The following is a 17,933-nucleotide window of genomic DNA, read 5'->3' on the forward strand; positions in this document are numbered from 1 at the left end:
TCTTATTATTGCACTTGCTCTAATCCATTTTGAGTAATCTTAAAGGATATTTCTTGCCCCTTCATCGCATCCTCTTTTTTAACTAACTCATTCTTTTTGTACCAATTCAAACGACTCGGTTCCGCATGGTATACTTTCAGCACATCTCCATACTCAAATGCCGTTCCATTTACTTGCCCAGCAAAATTCTTTGAAGTCTCTTGTCCTTCTGCCGTTACATGCTTTTTCTTATTCCCATTTTGATCATAAATCGTAAGGCCTATATACTGCTCATTTACAAAGCGATAATGAATCTCCTCATTTGTAAATGTTGCATGTAATTTCTTTTCAGCGTGGTTTAACGTAACAATTGAACGTGTAACATCGGACACACCTTGATAGACTAGACTATCCCCATATGTCACTTCTACAGGAACTTCCGTCACCTTCTTATTTCCAAATCGATCTTTCGTTTCTACTTTCACTTTTTGCTGAACAATTTTTGTCGTATCTATTTCCCCTACAAAACCTACTACTTCTCCACCCTGTACTTCAACAAAGTTCTTCGCGTCTAGCGTTTCGCTATTTGTTCCGATTACTACTTGCTGCGGATTTGCTTTTACTGTTTGCTCACCGTCTAATCTTTCAAATCCATTTTCAGTTATTTTGAAGACTAATTCCTTTATCTCTTTACTTTTTCCTTCGCCCACATATACATCTTTTTGATACCAATGTAAACGAGAAGATTCCGCATGATATACTTTCACTACATCTCCATACTCAAATGCAATTCCATTTACTTCCTTAGCAAATTCTTGCGTATTCTCTAAACCTTTTACTGCTATATTTTTCTTCACTCTTCCTTCTTTATCGTACAATGTGAATTCAAAATACTTTTCATCTTTAAAGTAATCATGAATTAGGTTCTTTGTATCTGTCGCACTCAGTTTTTTCGTATCATGATGCAAAGTTACAATTGATTTCAAGTCACCATCTCTATAGCTCAGCCCATATACAAGTAGGCTATCTCCATATGTTACTGTTAGAGGAACTTCTGTCACTTTCTTATTTCCAAATCGATCTTTCGTTTCTACTTTTACTTTTTGTTCACCGATTTTTGTTGTATTTGGTTTTTCTACAAATCCAACTACTTCTCCATCTTTTACTTCAACAAAGTTTTTTGCATTTATTTTCTCTACATCTGTTCCGATTACTACCTTCTGTGGTACTGCCTTTACCTCTTGTAAAGTTTCCATTCTTTCAAAGCCTTTTTCAGTTACCTTGAAGAATAATTCTTTTTCTACTTTCGCCTTACCTTGGCCAGCAAGGCTATTATTTTGATACCATTTCAAGCGGTCCGGTTCTGCATGGAATACTTTTACTACATCACCATATTCAAACTGCATTCCACTCACTTGCTCCGCAAATTTCTTTGAAGTTTCTTGTCCTTCCGCTGTTACACGCTTTTTTGTGTTCCCATTTTGATCATATAGCGTAATCCCCATATACTCTTCATTTACATAACGATAATGAACAGGATTACCTGTAAACGTTGCGTGCAGTTCCTTTTTATCATGTTGCAATGTTACAACCGAACGTATTGCATTATCATTAGCATGAAATACTAAACTATCTCCATAAATTACTTCAAGCGGCGCTTCTGTTATCTTCTTATTTCCAAAAGCATCCTTCGTCTCTATTTTTACTTTTTGTTCTCCAATTTTTGATGTATTTGGTTTTTCTACAAAACCAACCACTTCTCCATCTTTTACTTGTACGAATTCTTTCGGATCTAGTTTGTCTACATCCATTCCGACTACTACTTTTTGCAGTTTCGCCGTCACTTCTTGTAAAATATCTTTTAATTCGAACCCTTGCTCAGTTATTTGGAATAATTTCTCTTTTTTATTTTTAACTTTTCCTTGATCTACAAGTTCGTTATTTTTAAACCACTTCAAACGGCTTGGTTCTGCGTGGAATACTTTTATTACATCACCATATTCAAAATCCAATTCATTTAGTTCCATCGCAAATCTTTTTCCCGTTTCTTGTCCTTCTGCTGATACACGTTTCTTTTCAATCCCATTTCGATCATATAGCGTTAAGCCCATATATTCTTCTTTTTCAAAACGGTAATGTATTTCATTATTAGTAAAGTTTACATTTAATTTCTTCTTATTGTGGTGAAGTGTCACTGTCGACATTACATCATCTGAAAGTCCTTGAAAAACTATACTGTCATCATAAAATCCGTTAACTTGGACAGGAATTGAATTTTTATTTCCTTTCTCATCCCCAATTTCTACTAACACTTCCTGTTTCCCATTCTCTAATTTAGGCCATACAATCTTTCCTGTTACTTTTACATTCTCACCTAAATTTCGAACAAGCTTACTTGCTTCATTCTCGTCAGAATCTGTACCAACTAAAAGATTTTGTACTTCATTAGCAGGTTCACCATACGGAACCTTATACAGTTCAACTTGCTTCTCACGAATATCATTACTATCTGTAGCTTTCCAGATTTCCTTTTCTAATTTAGGTAACTTTGATTTTTCTATTTTCTCTCTAATATCATCATTTGGTGTTAATCCCCACTCCTCAAAGAAAGGAATTAAATTTTGCCCTGCCACTTTTGATGTCATATAAATAAATAGCTGCTTTTTCTCTTCATCAGAATGAGGCATTTCACTCTGAGGTAACAAACGATAAGCTTGATGTAACCTAGGATAAAAATGTTCTCCATACACTACATTTAATTGCCAAAACATTGTAAGAGGATTAATGTCATCAATGAATCTTTCTGCTTTAGGCTTCTCTAAATACTCAAATGAGTTTTTATAGTGCTCATCCATTTCTAATTGATTCCCTAACGCCTTTTGAACAGCTAATGAGTAAATATTTACTGTTACTTCCCTTACTTTAGACCACTTCCACGGTTCTTGCTGATGTAAATGACCAACTTCATGCCACGGTCCCCATCCATCCTTCTCAAGTACCTCTATATCTAAAACTCTATTCATTGCAGTTGGAATATATCCTGTATGATAATGTTTCGCAAACATAAAGTCCCCTTTAGCAGGCTTCCGTTTTTCAACAAACTGAACATAATGAGTTGGAGATTTTGCAACCCCAACACTGTCCTCAGATAATCCTGCCACTGCGTTTTCTAAACGGATAATCTTATCATGCAATTTCATTAAATCTGTTGGATCCGTATTCTTCATATATTTCTGCACAGAATCGTAAGTAGTAGTAATTAAGCTTCTCTCACCTTTTAATTCAACTGCATAAGGATCCTTATATTTTTTTAACATTTCATCCCAATCTTTTTTCGTATGCTTACCTAAAATAAATAAAGGAAAGTGACTACCACCATTTGTAACGGAAGCTGTTACTTCTCCTTCGTTATTCATATTATAAAAATATAAAATACCGCCTCTTGAAGATGAAATAACATTTTTTCCTGGTTTTAAATCAAACTCCTCTGGGTCCTTTTCATCATAAGATCTCGTTCCAATAAAAGCTTGGATAGACTGCGTTCCTTTTATGTCAATTGTAATCTCTTCATTTGGCTCTGCATAAATTCCAGTCGGTTCATTAGCGGAAAGTTTCCAAGTAACTCTTAAACGATTATTTTCTTCTTCTACGCTACCTTTCCCCGGCAACTGAAATACTCTCTGCTCAAATTTATTCTCTTCTAATTTCCCACCTTTATTCTCTTCCAAAGGCGCCGCATATCCTTTTGATGCTTCGAAAGCTACTGGTGATAATAATGTAGATATACATATACCTGCTACTAATACCCTACTCTTTTTCTTCTTTGACATAATCTGTGTCCCCTGTCCTTTTTTTAGACAAACCATCCTATATATTCGTTTAATGAAAAATCCTATTATCTTTATAAAAACATTTAACGAATAGACTAACACCTCGCGCACCTGTATCTATTACTACCGCATTTCCCTCCATGTATTCGCTTTCTTACATTGTACAATTTTTATGTAATATCCCCTCCTCACTTCTCTCTATTTGTGATGAGTTCTCTTGCTACATAAAAAAGAGAATAGTAAAAGATATTTTTCAGTATTGTCATCTATACATCTAAAAATGTGAACAACAATAGATTTTTACATTTTCTTCATATATGACCATCTATAGGTAGTTTTTCCAACTGAATTGTACACGCTTTACACTTTGTTTGATAGCCTCTCTAATTAGAATAATGTTACAATTTCGTGAATAAAATCCATTTATTGTAACGTTTAGATTTCTCCATATTTTATTATTTTTAAATACTTCTTCAAACGTTAAAATAGTGTTTCACTCGATTAATTATTATCTTGATATATCTTTAAAGAATTCATATGAAAAAGCATTGGCATATACCAATGCTTTTTCATTATCTCTTTTGATTCGGTTTATGCGGTTCATTTGGAGTATATGGCTTATTTGGTTTATTTGGAGCCTCAGCCTTTTTCCAACTTACCGCTAACTCTGGACTTGTTTTTTCTTCACTACGCTCAAGTAATACTACTGCATTTTGAATAGTCGGTGTACCTTTATGCGCAATCCCTTGTAATTTCGTTAAATTTCCTGATACTTTAAAGCTAAATCCACCAGCTGGTGTTTGTTTCGGAATTAAAATGCGGAACTTTTCTCCTACATTAAATTCTGTTTTTGTTTCGCCTTTTTCATTTGCAAATTTCACGCCCGCTGGTGCACCTGTTGCTTGCACTTTATACGTTCCGCTTTTTGCATTTGTTTCTACTGTATATAAGCCTGTTTCAAAGAAATCATTTTTTAAGACTGCTTCTTGTTCTTCTGTAGGAGTTACACTCATCGTAATTTCTTGTAGCTCTTCGCTAGCGTTTGCTTTTGCAACGATATCTTTTGTTACTTTCTCTACATTTTTATTTCGGAAATCTAAATCATTAACATCAATTTGTTTTAACGCATTCCATACTGCAAGCTGCGTTGCGTAATGCGCCTCTCTCCAATCAGATACTCCTAATTCTTGTGGGCTCTTTTGTGGATATCCATTCAACAGTACACGGTACACATTAATATCCACTTTACCCATTTCTGGTAAATCTTGACCACTCGGAGATTTTAAATCTACATTTAAGCAAAATGCAATTTTTCCATCTGCCGTTTTAATAAGTTCTGTTCGAATTGGTTTCTTCTTTGACTTACTATAACTCCAATTCATTTCATACTTTGTATGATCCATAACTTCTGCGAATGCTTTTTGAAGTGGGAATAATACAAATAAGACACTTAAAAACATAGCTAAAAGTTTGAACGATTGCTTTATATTCATGTTTACAGCCCCTTAATAACAAACTTAATACTAAGTAGTATTTATTTAGAAACTATTTTTATGCAAAAAAAAAGAGTGCTTTTAAGCACTCTTTTTTCTTACCTTAATCTTAGAAATCGAAGTTATCAGGATCTGGACCAACGCGATGATTTTGATTTAACGCATCGATTTTTTCCATATCTTCTTTCGTTAATTCAAAGTTAAATACATCTGCGTTTGCAATAATGCGGTGTTCTTTCGTTGATTTTGGAATTGTGATTACTCCATTTTGAAGATCCCAACGTAAAATAACTTGCGCTGTTGTTTTACCGTGTTTCTCAGCAATCTCTTGTAATGTTTCGTTATCTAATAATTGACCTTGCATTAGTGGTGACCATGCTTCCATTTGAATACCTTGTTCTTTACAGAAAGCTTGTAGTTCTTTTTGTGTTAAACGAGGGTGGTATTCTACTTGGTTAATCATTGGTTTAATTTCTGCATCTTTCATTACATCTTGTAAGTGATGGATTTGGAAGTTACTTACACCAATTGCACGTACGCGCTTTTCTTTATAAAGTGTTTCTAGCGCTCTCCATGTATCTTTATATTTTCCTTCTGAAGGCCAGTGAACAAGATATAAATCTAAATAATCTAGTCCTAATTTTTTTAGACTCTCTTCGTATGCAGCGATTGTTGTTTCATACCCTTGATCTGCGTTCCATACTTTTGAAGTAATAAATAATTCTTCTCTTGCAATACCAGTCGCTTCAATACCTGCACGAATTCCTTCACCTACAGCTTTTTCATTTCCGTAAATTGCAGCTGTATCGATGCTGCGGTATCCTGCTTTAATTGCTGATTTTACAGCTTCTACAAGTTCTGGTCCTTCTTCTACTTTAAATACACCTAAACCGAACCAAGGCATTTCTACACCGTTATTTAATACTGCTTTACTTTGTAAGTTTTTCATTTTATTTTCTCTCCTTTTATTTTACTTGATCTCTTTTTTCTAATGTCACGCTCCACGCTGTTAAAATAACAGCGGCTAATACCATAAGGCCACCTACCCAAGCAGTATGGATTAATCCTAATGAATTCGTTACAAGGCCACCTATATAAGAACCTAAAGCGATCCCTCCGTTAAATGCGGCAATATTAATTGCTGAAGCAACATCAACCGCACTCGGAACAAAGCGCTCTGCCAATATAACTACATATACTTGTAGCCCCGGAACATTCATAAATGCGAATAGTCCCATGAAAATAATTGTGATTAATCCAGCTACTTTAAATGGCGCTGTAAATGTTAAAACAAATAATATAATCGCTTGAATCAAGAACATGTAAAATAGCGCTCGAATCGGATTATGATTCGATAATTTTCCGCCGACCATATTCCCTATCGCAATTGCGATTCCATACACTAATAAAATGATAGTAACAGTACTTGCTTCAAATCCTGTTACTTCTTGTAATAACGGAGATAAATACGTAAATGTTACGAATGTACCGCCGTATCCAAGTGCAGTAATAATGAAAACAAGTAATAGTCTTCCATTTTTAATTAATTTAAATTGATCACGAAACGATACAGGTACACCATTTTTTAAATTAGATGGGACGAGTATACTGTTTGCGATGAAAGCAATAATTCCAATTACAACAATCGCCATAAATGACGCTCTCCAGCCAAATTGTTGACCGATAAATGTTCCAATTGGCACACCAGTAATAGTCGCAACTGTTAATCCAGTAAACATAATCGCAATTGCGCTAGCACGTTTATTCTCTGGTACGATTGCAGCTGCAATTGTAGATCCAATTGACATAAACACACCATGTGCAAACGCAGATACAATTCTTGCAATAATTAATACAGTGAAGCTTGTTGCTACCGCCGCAATGCCATTACCAATAATGAAAATAACCATAATCCACATTAATAATGTCTTTCGCGACATACTAGCCGTTAACGCTGTTAAAACAGGAGCTCCTACCGCTGCTCCTAACGCATATAAGGAAACCGTTAAACCGGCTGTTGTAACCGAAACATTTAAATCTTTTGAAATAGATGGTAGTAAACCGACACTAATAAACTCGGTCGTACCAATCCCAAACGCACTAATTGCTAGCGCTAATAAAGCAAACATACTTCTTCGGCTCGTCTGAGCTTCCGAAGATGGTACTGTATATGAACTCAATTGAATTCCTCCTTATTACAAGAAATCCAATCATAATAGTATGATAAAAAGGCCCTTTTATCTTCTAAAAAATATATTTCATACTTACAAATGCTATTATGAATGGTTTCATTCCTTTTTTGAAGAACGCACTTTAAAGTACGATAGGCACTAAAAAGTAACATAGTCACTTTTTGGTACCGTACTATTCATTTGCCTCTTACATGTGCTATTATGAAACATATTTAACATAATAAAAAGTACGTACTTTAAAGTGCTATAGGTACTAAAAAGTAACATTTGTATGATTTAACTTATTTTACTCACAAAGGGAGGATTTCATATGAAGAAATACAATATTCCTGTAGAGGCGACTTTAGAAGTTATCGGCGGAAAATGGAAGGTTGTTATCCTTTGTCACTTAACGAAAGGTACAAAGAGAACGAGTGAACTAAAACGTTCCATGCCTGGTATTACACAAAAAATGTTAACACAGCAATTACGTGAATTAGAAGACGACGGCGTCATTCAAAGAAAAGTATACAACCAAGTCCCACCGAAAGTAGAATATTCTCTTACCGACTACGGTTGGTCTTTAGAATCCATTCTTGATTCTCTTTGTTCTTGGGGCGAATGCCATCTTGAAAAAGAAGGTAACACATCGATGCTAATTGCAGAAGGTGAATAATAGGAAAAAGGAAAAAACGAACATGAATTTGTTCATTTTTTCCTTTTTTTCTATATATATATGTACATTTCTAACTGGAACAAAATATTTTATACGCTTTCATACCTTGTCAGCACTACGTTATACACTCAATATCAAATAATTAGGAATCATTTTTATGTTAACATAGGTGTATATAGTATATAATATAGGATATATATTATATACACTTTCCGGTAACGGAGCTTTTCCATTATGCGGACAAGCCATGTATCGGACAGTTCATAAATAATAAGTAAGACGTTATGGTTTTAGATTTATGTCAGCTTACTTGCTGTCATAAATTTAAAGGCATTTTATTGTGTTTTGTGAAACTTTGTATAAAGTTTCGTAACCGTTTACTATCTTACTTATAAAAAATAAGAGTATTGCTATCGTAAAGGAGAATTGGAGATGCCAGAAACTATGACTCAAACAAAGCCAGAACAAGAAACTGTACAAATTTCTGCTAGCCAAGGACAACTTGATGTACTTGATCAGTTGTTAAAACCTGAGGTACAAGAATCATTAACAACACTAGTAGAACAGCTTCCAAAATTAACTGAGCTTGTTAACATTTTAACTAAGTCTTATGACTTCGCTCAAACTGTTGCTACTGATGAAGTATTAAAAAGCGACACTGTTGGTGCAATCACAGAGCTTGTAGAACCTGTAAAAGATACAGTGAAAAGCATGGCTGCTACTGCAATCGAAGCGAAAGATCGTGCTGACGAAAGCAACGAAGTTATCGGCCTGTTCGGTCTATTAAAATTATTAAAAGATCCACAAGCACAAAAAATGTTCCGCTTTGTGAACGCATATCTTCAAATTAGTGCAGAACGTAACAATAAATAAGTTAACTTATAACAACAATTAGTAAAGACGGGGGATATCATACTATGTCAAAACAAATTGTCATCTTAGGCGCTGGTTATGGCGGTCTTCTTGCCGCTTTAAACGTACGTAAATATTACAGTAAATCAGAAGCACAAGTTACAGTGATTAACCAATACCCAACGCACCAAATCATCACTGAACTACACCGCCTTGCAGCTGGTAACGTGTCTGAGCAAGCAGTTGCAATGCCACTTACAAAGCTTTTCAAAGGTAAAGATATCGATCTTAAAATTGCAACAGTTGAGTCATTCTCAGTTGATAGCAAAGAAATCAAATTAGCTGGCGGCACTACTTTATCTTACGATGCACTTGTAGTTGCTTTAGGAAGTAAAACTGCTTACTTCGGTATTCCAGGACTAGAAGAAAACAGCATGGTATTAAAATCTGCTGCTGATGCAAATAAAATCTACAAACACGTTGAAGACCGTATTCGTGAATACGCGAAAACGAAAAACGAAGCTGATGCTACAATCGTAATCGGTGGTGGCGGATTAACTGGCGTTGAGCTAGTTGGTGAGCTTGCTGACATTATGCCTAAACTTGCAAAAAGCCACGGCGTAAATCCAAAAGAAGTGAAACTTCTTCTTGTTGAAGCAGGTCCAAAAATCCTTCCAGTATTACCAGACCACTTAATCGAACGTGCAACTACTAGCCTAGAAGCGCGCGGCGTTACATTCTTAACTGGTCTTCCTGTAACAAACGTTGCTGGCAACGAAATCAACTTAAAAGACGGTCAAAAACTTGTTGCTAACACATTCGTTTGGACGGGCGGCGTACAAGGTAACCCATTAATCGGTGAATCAGGTCTTGAAGTTAACCGTGGACGTGCAACAGTTGATGCATACCTACAATCTACTTCTCACAAAGACGTATTCGTTGCTGGAGACAGCGCTGTTGTCTTCGCTCCAGACGGACGTCCATACCCACCAACTGCACAAATCGCTTGGCAAATGGGTGAGTTAATTGGATACAACTTATACGCAGCACTAGAAGGCAAAGCATTCGAAGAGTTCGCACCTGTAAACTCTGGAACACTTGCTAGTCTAGGACGTAAAGATGCGGTTGCTACAATTGGAGCAAGCAATACTCCACTTAAAGGCTTACCAGCATCATTAATGAAAGAAGCAAGTAACGTTCGTTACTTATCACACATTAAAGGTCTATTCAGCTTAGCTTACTAATCTGAATATAAGCCCGAATCATGCCCTGCATGGTTCGGGCTATTTTTATCCGTAATTTTCTCTAACTTATTTATTCGGCAGAAGAATCGTATAACCCTTTTAATTATCTAAATTTACTGATTATTTTATGTCCAAATTGTGTATACGAAAAGATGGAAGTATTCTTCCTACTCCCATCCTTTCACACAAACTATTCGCCTAACTTCACAAGACTGTAATTCTTCTTCCCTTTACGGATAATAATAAATCGTCCATCAAATGAATTTTCTACAGTAACATCTGTACCCACATCTGTTACTTTCTCACCATTCATAGAAATCGCTCCGTTATTAATATCTTCACGCGCTTGTCGTCTAGATGGTTCAATTCCTAAATCAACTAGCCATTCTACGATGTTTTTCGTCTCTTTTGAAGACTGAAATGTTGGCATTTCTTTAAAGCCTTGTTCAATTTCATCAGCTGTTAACGATTTAATATCTCCGCTAAATAACGCTGCTGTAATTTTCTCAGCTTGCAGGAACGCCTCTTCTCCATGAACAAATTTCGTCATTTCTTCCGCTAATACTTTTTGCGCTTCACGTTTATGAGGTTCCGCTTCTACCTTCGTTGCTAATTCATCAATACGCTCTTTCGTTAAGAACGTAAAGTATTTCAAGTATTTAATTACGTCACGGTCATCTGTATTTACCCAGAACTGGTAAAATTCAAACGGTGTCGTTTTTTCAGGATCAAGCCAAACCGCACCACCCGCTGATTTACCAAACTTCGTACCGTCCGATTTTAATAATAACGGAATCGTTAATCCGAATACTTTCGCCTCATGACCTTCTAACTTACGAATTAAATCTAAACCACTCGTAATATTTCCCCATTGGTCACTACCACCAATTTGCAGTTGAACATCCTCTTTCGTGTATAAATGATGGAAGTCCATCGCTTGCAAAATTTGGTACGTGAATTCCGTGAAAGAAATACCTGTATCCAAACGGCTTGCTACAATATCCTTCGCTAACATGCTATTGATGCTAAAGTTTTTCCCGTAATCACGTAAAAACTCAATAATATTTATTTCATGTGTCCAATCATAGTTATTTACCATCTTCACTTCGCTATTTCCACCAAAATCAAATAGCTTTTTCATTTGTGCTGTTAACGCATCTACATTATGCTGAACCACTTCTAACGTTTGAAGTTGACGCTCTGATTGTCGTCCACTCGGATCACCAATTGTTCCTGTTGCCCCGCCAATTAAAATAACAGGATGATGACCAGCTAATTGGAATCTCTTCATCATCATAAACGGAATCAAATGTCCGATATGCATACTATCACCAGTCGGATCAACTCCGCAGTATAGTGAAATCTTTTTCTCTTCTACTAGCTTACGTAAGCCTTCTTCGTCAGTCTGTTGATTAACGGCGCCGCGCCATTCTAATTCATCAATAATATTCATCTTTTGTCATCCCCTTTATTTTTTAAAAACAAAAAAGCCCCTATGTCTACGATAGACATAGGGACGATTATTCACCGTGTTACCACCCAGTTTGTATAAATAGCATAGCTACTCATACCACTCTTAGCAATAATATCGATTGCCAGTCCGCTTAGCATTACCTAAGATACTCCAGAGTGTAATTCACAAGTTTGTTTGTGCTAGGTTCCAGCAACCCCTAGCTCTCTCGTTAACAGTGACAAACTGCTACTGGGCTCTTTCAACGTATGTTATTTGTTAAATTATTAGCCATTATATTGAATTGAAAACAAATTGTCAACAATACCCAAATATTATTTTAAAATAACTCATATCTTCATACGTATTTCTTTATTCCTTATCTTCTCCAATAATCCTTACTTCTCGCTCCAACTTCACGCCAAATTTCTCTTCAACTGTCTTTTGTACGAAGTGAATTAAATCGATGTAATCTTGTGCTGTTCCGTTATCAACATTCACCATAAACCCAGCGTGTTTTAAAGAAACTTCTACTCCACCAATTCGCTTACCTTGTAGTCCTGAGTCTTGAATTAACTTACCAGCAAAGTTATTTGGTGGGCGCTTAAATACGCTACCACATGAAGGATATTCTAGAGGCTGTTTTGACTCACGTTTAAACGTTAAATCATCCATTTTTGCTTTAATTTCTTCATGTACACCTTCTTCAAGTTCAAATCTCGCTTCAAGAATAATGTAATGGTTGTTTGCAAATACACTCTTACGATATCCAAATTCAAATGCTTCTTTCGTCAAAGTACGTAGCTCTCCATCACCTGTCATTACGACAGCTTCTGTTAATACAAACGAAATTTCACCGCCGTATGCACCAGCATTCATATATAATGCTCCGCCAACTGAACCTGGAATACCACAAGCAAACTCAAGACCCGTTAAGTTATGGTCTAAGGCAATACGTGATACGTCAATAATTGCTGCACCACACTGTGCTACAATCGTCGTTCCTGTTACAGTAACACCTGTAATATGAATTAAACTTACTGTAATCCCGCGAATTCCACCATCTTTAATAATGACATTCGATCCATTTCCTAAAAACGTAACTGGAATATTATATTCGTTCGCATATTTAATAACTTCTTGAATTTCATCATAATTTGTAGGGGCAACAAAAACATCTGCTTTTCCGCCAACTTTAATATGCGTATGATTCTTTAACATTTCATCTTGTTTAACATGTCCTTCAGGCAATACCGTACTTAAATATTTATAAACCTCTTGCATATTCATTTTACGATTCCTCTATTTCTATATTCATTTTATCCCGTTATACGGGCCCATAATATCCCCACGTACATGAAAGAACCTAAAGTGGTGGATACAGTGTACCCAAAATCAATTCGAGACACCTATAAACCTCTTAATTTATAAGAGGTGCCACTCATATTAAAATATATATTGCATAATAAAGCAACCCAAATGGACTACTAAACTTGACATGTCATCAGAAAGACAACAATTTGTAAAATATGTGACTTTTTCAAAACACTATCCCTCAGTATCTTACTATACCACACAAAAAGAAAGTGGTATTTTTTTGTACTTTTTACTTTATTTACATCAATAAAAAAGAGCACATCCGACAGAATGTGCTCTTTCTATACTCTTTATATTACTTTTCGTTCTCTTCTTTTTCTTTATCAAACCATAACAGCTCATCGTTATCAACTTCACCATTATAATTGATTAAAATTTCTTCTCCTGCTTTTATATCCTTATAAGCATAGAAGTTAAACGTATGGTTCTCGAAGACAATATCATACGTTGCATTCGGTGTATATGAATGATTAAATAACATACCGTATCCTAAAAGGATTGCCGTATGATTGATTCCATACTCAAATGCGTAGTCAGCAAGTAATGTTTTCTCAATATGTTCATGCTGTTCATTCGGATAAGAGATAACTGGTGCTGCGTGTATCAACTCACCTTTTTTAATATCACGAGTTGCAAATACACCTCTATTAAATTCTCCATCACTAAGTTCAGAAGTCTTAACTTCGATCATATGCGTCACCTATTTAATTCTTTCTTTGAAGTATTTTAATTCCGCTATTAGCTGAATTTTATCTCCTTAAGCTTGGCAGAAAACGCGCAGAAAAGCAATTAAATTCCTATCAAGTATTCGTTTCAATGAAAAAAGAGCACATCATTTGTGCTCTTTCCAAGCAATATTACTTTTCTAAAATATCTTCTAACAACTTCACTTGCTCGCTAACAGTTTGTAACGTCTTCACTGACGTATCATTTCGATGTTTTTCTTCTTCCACACTCGCTAGCACTTCTTCTGTAGCTGTAGAAGTTTGCTGAATTACGTTAGAAGCATGCGTAACATCCTTTACGATATTCGTCGTTTTAACTTGGAAACTTTCTTGATGAACAACAACCTCTCGCATTACTTCATTAATCGCATCAATAAACTTCCCTAAATCAGTTACATTTGTTAAAACGCTTGCTAACATCTCGTTACATTCTTCTTGTACTCTTTCTGACTTTTCTACTTGCACTTCTACCTTACTTGCTTGATTACTAAACTCCTTCAAAATCCCTTGAATTCTTCCCGCAGAACGATTTGATTCTTCAGCAAGCTTTAACACTTCACTCGCTACAATAGCAAAACCTTTTCCATGCTCGCCTGCCCTCGCAGCTTCAATATTTGCATTTAAAGCTAGCAAACTCGTCTGACTTGAAATATTCGTTATTACATCTACAATTTCATTAATTTGTTTCGATTGCATCATTAAATCTCTAAATATAATTCCAGACTGTGAAACAACATCATTTAAACTTCTCATGTTAGTTTCAAAATTTCTTAGAGTATGTACACTACCTTTTGAAATTTCTAAGCTTTCATCCACACGAGTCGATGCAGTTCTTACTTGAGAGATGATTTGTTCAATATTTCCCTCCATATCATTCAATACTTCTACCGAACGATACATCATCTCTGATTGTGATTGCGTACCAACTGCCACCTCTTCAAAGGCAAAATTAATTTCACTCATCGATTCCATCGACGTGTTCATATTTTGTCTTAAATGATTGAAATTACTATCTAGTTTCACAACTGTTTCTTCAATAAGTCTTTGCGTCTCTTCTAACTCCTGAGCTTTTCTCATTACTTCTTGCTTCTCATCACTTAAACGAAGGAGCAGATTAGAACCGATTTTCGTGACGCCCCACATAGTAATTGTTACAATCGCTAACAAACTTGCGAAATTAGCAGCTTCAGACGAGGCTGTATAAGCAAAAAATTGCTCTGGCCAATAGCTACAAAGGATAAATGTGATCACAACAGCTACCCCGCCAAGAATTAAAATGAGGCGCTCACTTAAGTAAATAAGTGAAACAGCTAATGTAAAATAGACCATTTGAAATACAGCCGGGCTTTCATTAAAGGCTTGTACCATAATGTAAGACATTGTAAGCAACATAAATGTCATGATATATTTATACGCTGATTCCATACTTTTTATAAAAGTAAAAAGCGTTCCAAATGCAACGACAGAAATACCACAAATCCAAAACGCTATTGCTCTCTCTGTAAAAATATATCCATAATACCCAATTGCGATTATCCCAAGAAAGAAACTACAAATCGTTATAAACAGTAATAAATGATTTTTCTGTGATTCTTTCTCAAGGTTAGAAAAACAAGTCCTCTTTAACCACTCCATATGAAGCCCCACCTTCTACTTATACATATCAATTACTTCAGTTTAAATACCGCACTTACTGGGTTATGATCGCTATTTTCAAACTTTAAATCTTTCCCTTGTACATTTACAATCTCTACATTCGGTGAAACGATAAAGCCATCAATAATAGTGACGAAATTTTCACCTTCTACATATTTCTTTACATCATCTCTCACAGTCATAACAGACGGATCTACAGCCCACTTAAAGCCACCGTCTGTAAAGTCCTTCGGTAACTCTACTAACCACTCAGGGCGCTCTTTCACGAACTTCGGATCACTTAATTGAGCGTTTGAAACTAATTGATTCCAATCTCCGCCCATTATTACGTAATCACCATTTTCATAATGCTTGTTCATATATTCTTTTAAGTACTCTACTTGCTGTTTTCTAATTTTCCCGCCTTCATCATAAGCAGACAAATGTAAATTTACGAGTCTAACATGTTTCCCATTATTAACAGGAATTTTATATTCCACAATTGCTCGATCTAAATCAAACAAACGCTTTGGCCAAGGCTCCATTCCAGGAAGCTGGAACCTCTTCGCTTCTTGAACAGTGTATTTAGAAAACGTACTTAATCCAGCCTCCGCATATCCCATTGGATTTATTATTGGCACTGGAACCCATTTCGTATCGTAGTTCTTGCCAAATGACGAAACATAATCAGGTAATCCTTTTTTCAAAATTTCATGTTCATTTACATCAAATGAACGAAGTGACTTTATATCAACTTCTTGTAATAGTGCAAAATCACTATTCTCATTTTGTAAAAACGAAAGCATATTCTTTAAATTAGTTTCCGTTTGCTCTTTACTACTTGAACCAGATCCCTTTCCACCATCCATAAAGAAATCTTGATCCTTATCTAACCCAGCATATCCAATATTAAATGTTGTAACTTTAAACTCATTTCCAGTCGCTAATACGCGCTCCTTATTATTCTCCACCTTCAAGCTTATAACATCAGCAGGCTGTTCTTTAGTAAGTGTCATATACGCTAGAAATCCTCCTACAATGCCCGCTACTACTAAAACACATGTAAATACGATTTTTAAAAATTTCTTCAAATAAATGACTCCTTTTCACGCGAATTTATTTTTCTTTATTTTCAGTCAAATAAAACAAAACGACACACATAAGAAACATTTTATCATAATTAAAACCTTATATCACTATATTTAGTTGATAAGTAATCGATCCCATTTTAATTACTTGAAAAACCTTCAGACATCAAAAAAAGAAACGTTACACCCACCTCCTCACTGGAATTTAAACGGTATATTTAGTACACTATATGTAATAATCCTAGGCGATGGAGTTCGCCATAAACGCTGCTTAGCTAATGACTCCTACCAGTATACATACTGGTAGGAGTCTATTTTTTTGAGCAAGCTATTTAAAGAGGTGAGAAAATTGATTTATATTATCGTCGGCATTGCCGGTATATTAGGAGCTCTTTCTCGTTATTATTTAGGTCTTAATATCACCACATTTTGGCATCATTCATTTCCATTAGCAACATTACTCATTAACTTAATCGGTTGCTTCTTCTTAGCGTGGCTAACTACTTATATCACCCGGCTAAACATCTTACCTTCAGAGGTTATCACAGGCATCGGAACTGGATTCATCGGTTCCTTTACGACTTTTTCAACATTTAGTGTAGAAACTGTGCAATTGATCAATCATTCTGAGTGGAGCATAGCCTTCTTATATGTATCATGTAGCATACTTGGTGGCCTCATTATGTCTGGCCTTGGCTATATACTTGGGGATTTCTTAATTAAGAAATCTCTTACGGAAGGTGATTACTCATGATAGAAGCCTTATTAGTCGCAACAGGAGGATTTTTCGGTGCGATTACACGATTTGCAATTAGCAATTGGTTTAAGAAAAGAAATAAAACACAATTTCCACTTGCTACATTCCTTATTAATATAACAGGGGCGTTTTTACTTGGATATATAATCGGCAACGGAGTTACTACAGGCTGGCAACTATTATTAGGTACTGGATTTATGGGCGCATTCACTACATTTTCTACGTTTAAATTAGAATCTGTTCAGCTTCTCAATCGTAAAAAGCTATACATCTTCCTTTTATACTTAAGCGCTACGTACATAATTGGTATCCTCTTCGCATTCCTTGGAATGAAGCTAGGCGGAATATGAAAAAAGCGACTCTATTGAGTCGCTTTCTTTCATAAGAAATATGTCCCGCCATATGGAATAGAAAATAAACCAGCTGGATGTACATCGTAATGTACAATTTGCATCGGAAGCTGTGAATACGGCATATACTGACTTTGCATCATTTGTGCAAAATATGCTTGTTGTTGCATTTGAATAGCTTGATTCATAGCATGAATTGTTCCCTGTGCCCTAGCCAGCGTAATAGCTGCTCCTACTTGTCTTCCATTATAAAAATGATGGTTCATCATGATTCATCTCACTTATTCTTTTTCTTCCATATGGTAT

At 35.6% G+C, this 17,933-nt stretch carries 15 protein-coding genes, 1 riboswitch and 1 other annotated feature; of the genes, 5 read left to right on the forward strand and 10 right to left on the reverse strand.

Annotated elements, in window-relative coordinates; genetic code table 11:
- Positions 1 to 5 precede the first annotated feature (5 nt).
- The 4 genes from V7S45_RS25110 to V7S45_RS25125 all read right to left on the reverse strand — a co-directional run bounded on the left by V7S45_RS25110 (position 6) and on the right by V7S45_RS25125 (position 7,431).
- Entirely contained in the window at positions 6 to 3,809 is a 3,804-nt protein-coding gene (locus tag V7S45_RS25110; protein WP_342761543.1) for a putative mucin/carbohydrate-binding domain-containing protein, read from the reverse strand.
- 572 nt (positions 3,810 to 4,381) lie between these two features.
- Positions 4,382 to 5,302: a thioester domain-containing protein gene (locus V7S45_RS25115; RefSeq protein ID WP_001022532.1), complete on the reverse strand. Its 921-nt coding sequence runs from the start codon at positions 5,300 to 5,302 to the stop codon at positions 4,382 to 4,384.
- Positions 5,303 to 5,411: 109 nt separating this feature from the next.
- Positions 5,412 to 6,251, reverse strand: coding sequence for an aldo/keto reductase (locus tag V7S45_RS25120; protein WP_000793532.1), 840 nt, complete (start codon positions 6,249 to 6,251; stop codon positions 5,412 to 5,414).
- Positions 6,252 to 6,267: 16 nt separating this feature from the next.
- Complete coding sequence (locus V7S45_RS25125; protein WP_342761918.1) at positions 6,268 to 7,431, reverse strand: MFS transporter; 1,164 nt, start codon at positions 7,429 to 7,431, stop codon at positions 6,268 to 6,270.
- A 373-nt stretch (positions 7,432 to 7,804) separates the two neighbouring features.
- Between V7S45_RS25125 and V7S45_RS25130 the strand changes: the two genes are divergently transcribed.
- The 3 genes from V7S45_RS25130 to V7S45_RS25140 all read left to right on the forward strand — a co-directional run bounded on the left by V7S45_RS25130 (position 7,805) and on the right by V7S45_RS25140 (position 10,245).
- Positions 7,805 to 8,149, forward strand: coding sequence for a helix-turn-helix domain-containing protein (locus V7S45_RS25130; RefSeq protein ID WP_000760481.1), 345 nt, complete (start codon positions 7,805 to 7,807; stop codon positions 8,147 to 8,149).
- Positions 8,150 to 8,581: 432 nt separating this feature from the next.
- The gene (locus V7S45_RS25135; RefSeq protein WP_001115309.1) at positions 8,582 to 9,022 is read left to right on the forward strand and encodes a DUF1641 domain-containing protein; all 441 of its coding nucleotides are present in this window, start codon (positions 8,582 to 8,584) and stop codon (positions 9,020 to 9,022) included.
- 44 nt (positions 9,023 to 9,066) lie between these two features.
- Positions 9,067 to 10,245, forward strand: a complete 1,179-nt coding sequence (locus V7S45_RS25140) for an NAD(P)/FAD-dependent oxidoreductase (protein ID WP_342761544.1) — start codon at positions 9,067 to 9,069, stop codon at positions 10,243 to 10,245.
- 190 nt (positions 10,246 to 10,435) lie between these two features.
- Here V7S45_RS25140 and tyrS read toward each other — a convergent pair whose 3' ends face one another.
- The 5 genes from tyrS to V7S45_RS25165 form a co-directional block, all read right to left on the reverse strand.
- On the reverse strand, positions 10,436 to 11,698 hold the full coding sequence (gene tyrS / locus V7S45_RS25145) for a tyrosine--tRNA ligase (RefSeq protein WP_001021096.1): 1,263 nt from the start codon (positions 11,696 to 11,698) through the stop codon (positions 10,436 to 10,438).
- A 56-nt stretch (positions 11,699 to 11,754) separates the two neighbouring features.
- Positions 11,755 to 11,970 (reverse strand) — a binding site (T-box leader).
- A gap of 97 nt (positions 11,971 to 12,067) precedes the next feature.
- Positions 12,068 to 12,985: a UDP-N-acetylmuramate dehydrogenase gene (murB, locus tag V7S45_RS25150; RefSeq protein WP_001057102.1), complete on the reverse strand. Its 918-nt coding sequence runs from the start codon at positions 12,983 to 12,985 to the stop codon at positions 12,068 to 12,070.
- Positions 12,986 to 13,367: 382 nt separating this feature from the next.
- The gene (locus V7S45_RS25155; RefSeq protein ID WP_000573649.1) at positions 13,368 to 13,763 is read right to left on the reverse strand and encodes an SET domain-containing protein; all 396 of its coding nucleotides are present in this window, start codon (positions 13,761 to 13,763) and stop codon (positions 13,368 to 13,370) included.
- A gap of 166 nt (positions 13,764 to 13,929) precedes the next feature.
- A complete protein-coding gene (locus V7S45_RS25160) occupies positions 13,930 to 15,432 on the reverse strand; it encodes a DUF4077 domain-containing protein (protein WP_342761545.1) in 1,503 nt (500 codons plus the stop codon).
- 32 nt (positions 15,433 to 15,464) lie between these two features.
- Positions 15,465 to 16,523 (reverse strand): endonuclease/exonuclease/phosphatase family protein, encoded by a 1,059-nt coding sequence (locus tag V7S45_RS25165; protein WP_342761546.1) that lies wholly within the window; start codon positions 16,521 to 16,523, stop codon positions 15,465 to 15,467.
- 232 nt (positions 16,524 to 16,755) lie between these two features.
- Positions 16,756 to 16,815, forward strand: a riboswitch (Fluoride riboswitch).
- A 54-nt stretch (positions 16,816 to 16,869) separates the two neighbouring features.
- Between V7S45_RS25165 and crcB (V7S45_RS25170) the strand changes: the two genes are divergently transcribed.
- Together crcB (V7S45_RS25170) and crcB (V7S45_RS25175) are read left to right on the forward strand one after the other, a co-directional pair.
- Positions 16,870 to 17,274 (forward strand): fluoride efflux transporter CrcB, encoded by a 405-nt coding sequence (crcB, locus tag V7S45_RS25170; RefSeq protein ID WP_063225491.1) that lies wholly within the window; start codon positions 16,870 to 16,872, stop codon positions 17,272 to 17,274.
- Positions 17,271 to 17,627 (forward strand): fluoride efflux transporter CrcB, encoded by a 357-nt coding sequence (gene crcB, locus V7S45_RS25175; RefSeq protein WP_088346108.1) that lies wholly within the window; start codon positions 17,271 to 17,273, stop codon positions 17,625 to 17,627. The genes crcB (V7S45_RS25170) and crcB (V7S45_RS25175) overlap by 4 nt, the downstream gene beginning before the upstream one ends.
- 29 nt (positions 17,628 to 17,656) lie before the next feature.
- On the opposite strand, the gene V7S45_RS25180 is transcribed toward crcB (V7S45_RS25175), so the two are convergent.
- On the reverse strand, positions 17,657 to 17,896 hold the full coding sequence (locus V7S45_RS25180; RefSeq protein WP_342761547.1) for a DUF3947 family protein: 240 nt from the start codon (positions 17,894 to 17,896) through the stop codon (positions 17,657 to 17,659).
- Between the last annotated feature and the right edge of the window lie 37 nt (positions 17,897 to 17,933).

The organism is Bacillus sp. BR3(2024) (assembly GCF_039134555.1).
Lineage (GTDB): Bacteria > Bacillota > Bacilli > Bacillales > Bacillaceae_G > Bacillus_A > Bacillus_A cereus.